The sequence below is a fragment of the Streptomyces sp. NPDC003697 genome (genome assembly GCF_053587115.1).
The window spans coordinates 25,958-34,428 of record NZ_JBSFNN010000074.1; the positions used below are offsets into that span (position 1 = coordinate 25,958).

General features: G+C 75.2%; 6 protein-coding genes. 2 read left to right on the forward strand and 4 right to left on the reverse strand.

The annotated features are described in order from the left end of the window. Positions 1 to 32: 32 nt before the first annotated feature. The 4 genes from ACWDNY_RS24550 to hmgA form a co-directional block, all read right to left on the reverse strand. Positions 33 to 1,241, reverse strand: coding sequence for a CaiB/BaiF CoA transferase family protein (locus ACWDNY_RS24550; RefSeq protein ID WP_451647946.1), 1,209 nt, complete (start codon positions 1,239 to 1,241; stop codon positions 33 to 35). 471 nt (positions 1,242 to 1,712) lie between these two features. Beyond that, positions 1,713 to 2,891, reverse strand: a complete 1,179-nt coding sequence (locus ACWDNY_RS24555; protein ID WP_451647947.1) for a type ISP restriction/modification enzyme — start codon at positions 2,889 to 2,891, stop codon at positions 1,713 to 1,715. 33 nt (positions 2,892 to 2,924) lie between these two features. Continuing rightward, a complete protein-coding gene (locus ACWDNY_RS24560; RefSeq protein WP_451647948.1) occupies positions 2,925 to 3,674 on the reverse strand; it encodes a GntR family transcriptional regulator in 750 nt (249 codons plus the stop codon). 28 nt (positions 3,675 to 3,702) lie between these two features. Further along, complete coding sequence (gene hmgA / locus ACWDNY_RS24565; RefSeq protein ID WP_451647949.1) at positions 3,703 to 5,019, reverse strand: homogentisate 1,2-dioxygenase; 1,317 nt, start codon at positions 5,017 to 5,019, stop codon at positions 3,703 to 3,705. A gap of 324 nt (positions 5,020 to 5,343) precedes the next feature. Between hmgA and ACWDNY_RS24570 the strand changes: the two genes are divergently transcribed. Together ACWDNY_RS24570 and ACWDNY_RS24575 are read left to right on the forward strand one after the other, a co-directional pair. Further along, positions 5,344 to 5,958, forward strand: a complete 615-nt coding sequence (locus ACWDNY_RS24570; protein ID WP_451647950.1) for a TetR family transcriptional regulator — start codon at positions 5,344 to 5,346, stop codon at positions 5,956 to 5,958. Between the two features lie 132 nt (positions 5,959 to 6,090). After that, the gene (locus ACWDNY_RS24575) at positions 6,091 to 8,328 is read left to right on the forward strand and encodes a molybdopterin oxidoreductase family protein (protein ID WP_451647951.1); all 2,238 of its coding nucleotides are present in this window, start codon (positions 6,091 to 6,093) and stop codon (positions 8,326 to 8,328) included. The last annotated feature ends 143 nt before the right edge of the window (positions 8,329 to 8,471 follow it).

The following is an 8,471-nucleotide window of genomic DNA, read 5'->3' on the forward strand; positions in this document are numbered from 1 at the left end:
GGCGTCCCCCCGCCGTTCACCAGGGCCCGCGCTCAGGCCGCCACACCGTCCCGGCGCAACGCTGCGATCTCGTCGTCCGTCATCCCCACGGCACGCAGCAGCGCCTCGGTGTGCTGACCGAGCGCGGGCACCTCCCCCATGCGCGGCGCCGATCCGCCCGGCAGTGTGATCGGCGGCAGCAGCGCCCGCAGCGGCCCGACCGGCGTCCCCACCTCCCGCCACCGTTCACGGGCCGCCAGCTGAGGGTGGCGCGCCACCTCGTCGAGGCCGCGCAGCCGCGCGCAGGCGATGCCCGCTCCCTCCAGCCGCGCCAGCGCCTCGTCGGTGTCCAGCGCGCCCAGCGCCTTCGCGACCAGGTCGTCGGTGCGCCGCCGGTGCGCCACCCGGGCCGCGTTCGTCGCGTACTCCGGCGCCGTCCCCGCCTCCGGCTGCCCCAGCACCTGTTCGGCCAGCCGCCGCCACTCGCGGTCGTTCTGCACCGACAGCAGCACCTGACCGCCGTCCGCGGTCGCGTAGGCGTCATAGGGTGCGATGACGGCGTGCGCGAGGCCGGTGCGCGCGGGCGGAGTGCCGCCGTGCATCGTGTGGTGCAGCGGGTGGCCCATCCACTCCGCGAGGGCGTCCAGCATCGACACCTCCACCGGGCCGCCGCGCCCGGTCGTGCCACGCCGCACCAGGGCCGCGAGCACCCCCGAGAAGGCGTACATGGCCGCTGCGATGTCGGCCGCCGGGAAGCCCGCCTTCACCGGCTGCTCCGGTGTGCCGGTCACCGACACCAGACCGGCCTCGCACTGCACGAGCATGTCGTAGGCCCGCTTGTCCGCGTACGGGCCCGACGACCCGTACCCCGAGATGTCGACGGCGACCAGCCGCGGGTGCGCGGCGCACAGCGTGGCGGCGTCCAGGCCGAGCCGGGCCGCGGCGCCCCGGGCCAGGTTCTGCACGAACACGTCCGCGCCGGCGACCAGGCGGCGGACGACCTCCGGGCCCCGCGGGTCCTTCAGGTCCAGCGCGATCGACTCCTTGCCGCGGTTGCACCACACGAAGTGCGAGGCGAGTCCGGCTGCGGCGGTGTCGTACCCGCGGGCGAAGTCGCCGCCGTCGACGCGCTCGACCTTGATGACCCGGGCGCCGAGGTCGGCGAGCTGCCGGGTCGCGAACGGGGCGGAGACCGCCTGCTCGACGGCGACGACGGTGATGCCCTCCAGGGGCAGGGGGAGCTGGTCCACGGAAGGGATCATGTCTGCTGAGCGGCGCTCCTGTCACCAGTCGCGACACCGCCGCCCGGAGACCGCCCGGGCTCCCGTGCGGCTGGTCGCGGTCCGCGGGCGGCCGGTCACTCCGTGCCGGCCCCCGGCCCGCGTACGTGCCGCCCGCGCGACCGGAGGTCGTGCGGGGCTGCGTGACAGGCCGCGGTCCGGCCGCCGCCACGGCCCCCGCGGACGCGCTGCCCCGCGTCGACGCAGCCACGCCCGTGCTCCCGCCGGCCACCCGCCCGGCAGGTCGCCCGCCGGCCGGCGGCTGCGCGCCGGTCACCACGGCACGCCCCCGGCGCCGTAGTCGGGCACTCGCGGCCCGGCGGCGGCCCTCGCGCAGGGGCCGGTGCCGGCCGGCCTGAAGCGGGCGTCCGGGCGGCGGTGCGGCGCGTCCCGCCCGCACCTCGCGTGCCCCGGCGGTCGCGTCCGTGCCGCTGCCGGGGCGGAGGTCCCTGGTCAGAGCAGGGCGAACTGGCCCTCCGGGCCTTCCTCGCGGTGGTCGAGCACGGAGGCGGGGCGGCGGGCGGTCCGCGGCACCGGCAGGACGCCCGCCGCGCGCAGCTCCGCCGCCGTGATCGGGGAGCGGTCCGCCGGCTCCCGCGGCGGCGGCGGGGGCAGTTCGGCGAACAGGGTCAGGACCGTGATCAGCTCCAGCAGTTCGGACGTCCACGCCTGCGGCCAGGCCGCCGGGCGGATCGTCGCCAGGGTGCCCGGCTCCGCCTCGGCCGTCCGGGCCGCGAACCACCGCTCCAGCACGCGCACGCCGCCTGCCTCGAAGTCCCATGCCGCGGCCGGCACCGGGGAGATGCGGCCCCCGTCCAGGTGCAGGGTCTCCTCCTCGCGGTCGTGGTGGATGGTCCGCGGCCGGGCCGGCAGGGCCGCGCGGACGTAGGGCCGGCGGCCGCCCGGAAGCTTGGGGCGCTCCCCGTCGCGGCGCGTCAGCCGCAGCATGCGGTGGCCCGACTCGACGCCGGCCGCCCAGAGTCCGGCGTCCCCCGTCAACGGGACGGTGAGCCCGCCGGGCCCGGGGCGCACCGCCGTGAGGATCCAGGCGAGGACGTCGACCGGGCCGGGGCGGTGGCCGAGGCGGTCGGCCAGGAGGTCCGTCAGGCCGGGGGCCAGATTGGGTTCACCGGCTCCCGGGCGGCGGTACAGCGGGCGGACGCGGCCGGCCCCGAGGAGGGGCAGCAGGGACGTCGCCAGCAGCAGCGGCCCCGTGCCGCCCGGCACGGAGGCCGTCTCGACCGCGAAGATCTGGTCGGCGTCCGCCACCCGCCACAGCTCCGGGCGGGCCGCGTCGATCAGCCGGTGGTCCGGGATCAGCCACTGCTCGTCGAAGGGCGCCCGCAGCACCCGCACCGGTGGCGGGCAGGGGCCCGTGGCGCGGGCCAGCCTCCCGGTGCCGCCCGACCGGCCCGGCAGCTGCCCGACCGCCGTGTGCAGGGTGCGGGAGCGGGTCGGCTCGAACAGCGCCTCCCTGTCCGGCCCCTGAGCCTTCAGCAGGGCGTCCCAGCGCGCTGTCAGGCAGGCCGCGTCGGGGGCCGCCGGCCACCCCCGGCCGAGCCGCGGCGGTGCGACGGACCACGGCATGAGGTCCGCCAGCAGCGGGGCGTCGTCGTGCGTCACGCCGGGCATCGTACGACGGGGTGCCGGGCTCACGGGGCGGCCTCAGGTCGCATCGAGCGTGACCGTGAACGAGAAGCGGTCGCCGCGATAGTGGATCACCGCCACGTCCAGCGGCCGTCCGTCCGTCCCGTAGGTGATGCCCGTGTAGTGCAGGATGGGGCTGAGCAGCGGAACCTCGAGCAGCCGCGCCGTGTTCGGGTCGGCCAGCCGTGCCTCGACGGTGTCGGTGATCCGGCCGATGCCCACGCCCACGACGTCGCGCAGCACCTTCGTCATCGGCCACCGCGCCAGATCGTCCGGTGCGATGCGCTCGGCCAGCTCGGGACGGACGTAGTTGCGGGCGTGGTTGGTCGGCTCGCCGGTCTTCTCGTCGCTGCGCAGCCGGTGGTACGTCGCGACCTCGCCGAGGTCAGGGAAGAACTCGGCGAGGTCGCCGGGCACCGGCACCGTGCCGCGGTCCAGCAGCCTGGACCGCATGCCGGACTGCTGCGCCACGATCGCGTCCACCGAGCCCAGCAGCCGTACCGGGGAACCCCGGCGCGCGCCGGGCTCGATGAACGTGCCGCGCCGGCGGCGGCGCGTGATCAGCCCCTCGTCCTCCAGCTCCTTGAGCGCCTGCCGCATGGTCAGCACGCTCACGCCGTAGTGCTCCGCCAGCTGCTCCTCGGTGGGCAGGCGCAGCGGGTCCCGGGGCGAGCGCCCGAGTATCGAGGCACGCAGCGACTGCGACACCTGGTACCACAGGGGCAGCTTGCGGTTCAGGACGATCGAATCCGGGGCGAAAGAGGTCACGGGGCTATCCGTACCGGTCGGGCCTCGCTCAGCGCAACGGGCGGAAATGCCGCTGGAGGCCCTGCCAGACGCCGTCGTAGGCCTGTTGCAGGTGGTCCGCGTCCGCCGCGTGCGACGTCAGGGTCACCGGCCAGCGGGTCTCGAACATGAACGCCAGTCCGTCGTCCACCTTCTGCGGCCTCAGCTCGGCGGCGCTCGCCCGGTCGAACGTCTCCCGGTCCGGACCGTGCGCCGACATCATGTTGTGCAGCGAGCCGCCGCCGGGGACGAAGCCCTCGGCCTTGGCGTCGTAGGCACCCTCGATCAGGCCCATGTACTCGCTCATCACGTTCCGGTGGAAGTACGGCGGCCGGAAGGTGTCCTCGCCCACCAGCCAGCGCGGCGCGAAGACGACGAAGTCGACGCCGGCCAGCCCGGGGGTGTCGCTGGGCGAGGTGAGCACCGTGAAGATCGACGGGTCGGGGTGGTCGTAGCTGATGGTGCCGATCACGTTGAAACGGCGCAGGTCGTAGACGTACGGCACATGGTTGCCGTGCCAGGCGACGACGTCGAGCGGTGAGTGGTCGTACGTGGCGGTCCAGAGGTTGCCGCAGAACTTGTTCACCACCTCCACCGGGCCTTCCACGTCCTCGTAGGCGGCGACCGGCGCCCGGAAGTCCCGGGGGTTGGCAAGGCCGTTGGCCCCGATGGGACCGAGGTCGGGGAGGCGGAAGGGGGCGCCGTAGTTCTCGCAGACGTATCCGCGTGCCGTATCGTCCAGCAGCTCCACGCGGAAGCGCACCCCGCGCGGGATCAGCGCGACGTGGCCCGGCTCGGCGTGCAGCAGGCCGAACTCCGTGCGCAGCAGCAGCCCGCCGCGCTCGGGCACGATGAGCAGCTCCCCGTCGGCGTCGCTGAGGACCCGCTCCATCGAGGAGTTGGCGTGGTACAGGTGTACGGCCATGCCGGTGCGCTGGGTGGCGTCGCCGTTGCCGCCGAGGGTCCACAGGCCGGCCAGGAAGTCGGTGCCCTCGGCGGGTTCCGGAAGCGGGTTCCAGCGCAGGCGGTTGGGGTCGGGCGCCGTCTCGGTGAACGGTGCTGTGCGGATCGCGCCGTTGCCGCTGCGCGTGAACGCCGGGTGTGCGGCCGAGGGGCGGATCCGGTACAGCCACGAGCGGCGGTTGTGGGCGCGCGGCTCGGTGAACGCCGTGCCGCTGAGCTGCTCCGCGTACAGGCCCAGGGGGGCGCGCTGCGGGGAGTTGCGGCCGTCGGGCAGGGCGCCGGGAACCGCTTCGGAGCTGTGCTCGTTGCCGAAACCGGAGAGGTAGGTCAGTGCCTCCGCGGTCTTGCGTGCGTCCCCGCTCATGATCGCTCCCTTACCGGCTGATTCCTATGGAACACCGTAGGATTGCGGTTTCCCCCGCGCAAGAGGGTTCCGGCCCACCTTCCCGGCCGATGGCCGGAACCGGACGCCGGGCGCATGCGACGGGCCGGACCGCCGTCCCGCACCCCCGGCATGCCGGCCCGGACGCGTGCCCTCGGTGTCGCGCGGGCCTCCCCGGCACCGGCCGCGCGCCCCGACGGCCACCGGGCGGGGGCCGGCAACCCCGGGCGACGGTGCGGGAGTCCGCCTCGGGTGGCCGGCCCCGCCGTGAACGCGCGCTTCACTGATCCGCGGCCGACGGGCATCATGAGGTCCGTGTCCCCAGCGACCCCGTTCCGCCGAGCCCCCGTGCAGCGGCGCAGCGCCGAACGGCTGACCAGGATTCTCGACGCCTGCGCCGACCTCCTCGACGAGGTGGGCTACGACGCCCTCAGCACACGGGCCGTCGCGCTGCGGGCCGGTGTCCCCATCGGCTCGGTCTACCGTTTCTTCGGCAACAAGCGTGCGATGGCGGAGGCCCTCGCCGAGCGCAACCTCGAGCGGTACACCGAACGCGTCACGGAGCGGCTGACGAAGACCCGCGACGGGGGCTGGCGCGCGGCCCTGGACGCCGTGCTCGACGAGTACCTGACGATGAAGCGGACCGCGCCGGGCTTCTCCCTGGTCGACTTCGGCAACCAGCTCCCCGTCGGCAGCCGTCACGAGCCCAACCACCGGGTCGCCGGCCGGCTCACCGCGCTGCTCGCCGGCCATCTGGGCCGCACGTCCGACGAGAACCTCCGCCGCACCGTCCTGATCGCCGTGGAGACCGCGGACTCCCTCATCCAGCTGGCGTTCCGCGTCGACCCGGCGGGCGACGAGGCGGTCATCGAGGAGATGCGGGAGATGCTCCGGGCGTATCTGGCGCGGGCGCTGGACTGACGCGACCGGCGCCCCGGCGATCCAGGCGGGCGCCCCCTGGCACCGGGGAGACCTGCTGCGAACCCCTCCCCTCCATGCCTACCGGTCGGTATGCTCGCCGCAGTCCAGCGCCGCCGCCCTCCGGGAGGACCCGTGTCCCGCACCGCCCTGCGAATCTGTCCCCTGTGCGAGGCCACCTGCGGGCTGACGCTCACCATCGAGGGCACCCGCGTCACCGGTGCCCGCGGTGACCGGGACGACGTCTTCAGCAAGGGGTTCATCTGTCCCAAGGGCGCGTCCTTCGGCGCCGTCGACGCCGATCCCGACCGGCTCCGCGTCCCGCTGGTACGCCGGGACGGCGAGTTGCGGGAGGCCGGCTGGGAGGAGGCGTTCGACGCGGTCGCCGCCGGGATCCGGCAGGTCGCCGAGCGGTACGGGCCGCACTCGGTCGCGGTCGTCCTCGGCAACCCCAACGTCCACACCGTGGCCGGCGGCCTCTACCCGCCGGTCCTGATCGGCGCGCTCGGCACCCGCAGCGTCTTCACCGCCTCGACGGTCGACCAGATGCCCAAGCACGTCTCCAGCGGCCTGCTCTACGGAGATGCGAACGCCATCCCCGTACCCGACCTGGACCGCACCGACCACCTGCTCCTGCTCGGCGCCAACCCGCTGGAGTCCAACGGGAGTCTGTGCACCGCCCCAGACTTCCCCGGCCGGCTCAGGGCCCTCAAGGCCCGCGGTGGCACCCTCACCGTCGTCGACCCGCGCCGCACCCGCACGGCCCGGCTCGCCGACCGCCACATCGCCATCAGGCCCGGCACCGACGCCCTGCTCCTCGCCGCGATGGCGCACGTGCTGTACGAGGAGAGCCTCGTCGACCTCCAGGACCTCGCGCCGCATGTGCAGGGGGTCGGCGAACTCGGCGACGCCCTCACCGACTTCACCCCCGAAGCCGTTGCCGCGGCCTGCGACGTCGACGCCGTGACCATCAGGACCCTCGCCCGTGACCTCGCCGCCGCCCCGACCGCCGCCGTATACGGCCGCATCGGCAGCTGCACCGTCCCGCACGGCACCCTGGCCAGCTGGCTCGTGGACGTCCTCAACATCCTGACCGGCAACCTCGACCGGCCCGGTGGCGCCCTGTTCCCGCAGGCCGCCACCGACCGGACACCCCGGCCCGCCGGGCCCGGCCGCGGCTTCGCGCTCGGGCGCTGGCACTCCCGGGTGAGCCGGCACCCCGAGGCCAAGGGGGAGCTGCCGCTGTCCGCGCTCGCCGAGGAGATCGACACCGCCACCGGCGAGGGCGAGCCGGTCCGGGCCCTGATCGCCGTCGCCGCCAACCCCGTGCTGTCCGCACCCGACGGCGACCGGCTCGACAAAGCCCTCGCCTCGCTGGACTTCATGGTCAGCGTCGACCCCTACCTGAACGAGACCTCGCGCCACGCCCACGTCGTGCTGCCCCCGCCGCCGCCCGCGCAGAGCCCGCACCACGACTTCGCCTTCAACACCCTCGCCGTGCGCAACCAGGTCCGCTACACCCGCCCCGCGGTCCCCCTCGAACCCGGCCGGATGGCCGAGACCGAGATTCTGGCCCGGCTGATCCTCGCCGTCTCCGGCCACGGCCGCCCCGGCGCCGACCCGGCGGCCGTCGACGCGATGGTGGTCGAGCAGACGCTCGGCAAGGCGGTGCGGGACCCGCACTCGCCCGTCCACGGCCGGGACCCGCAGGAGCTCGCCGCCTCGCTCACCGGCGAGGGCGGCCCCGAGCGCCGGCTCGACATGATGCTGCGCCTCGGCCCCTACGGCGACGGTTTCGGCGCCCGGCCGGACGGGCTCAGCCTGGCCGGACTGCTCCACCACCCGCACGGCATCGACCTCGGGCCGCTGCGCCCGCGCCTGCCCCAGCCGCTGCGGACCACCAGCGGCAGGATCGAGCTGCTGCCCCCGCCGATCGCGGACGACCTGCCGCGGCTGCGCCGGGCGCTCGGTGAGCGCCCGGACGGGCTCCTCCTCGTCGGCCGCCGGCATCTGCGCTCCAACAACAGCTGGATGCACAACGTGCCCGCGCTGACCGGGGGATCCAACCGCTGCACCCTCCACATCCACCCCGACGACGCCGGCCGCCTCGGCATCCGCGACGGCGCGGCGGTGCGCGTGAAGGGAGCCGGAGGAGAGGTGACCGCCCCGGCCGAGGTCACCGACGGCGTGCGTCCCGGCGTGGTCAGCCTGCCGCACGGCTGGGGCCACGACCGGCCCGGGACGCGGCTCAGGCACGCCGCGGCCGACCCGGGCGTCAACGTCAACCAGCTCCTCGACGGCAGCCTGCTCGACCCGCTCTCGGGCAACGCGGTCCTCAACGGCGTGCCCGTCGAGCTGGCCCCCGCCGACTGAAACGTCCGGGTCCGCCGATCGGGGCGGAGCCGTGACGGGCCGTGATCCAGGCCGTGGGCCCTGTTCGGCGTGGAACGCGCCCGCCACGGCCGCGTCGTAGGCGTTGCCGCCGTCCTCCAGCACGGCCATCGCGGACTGCGAGG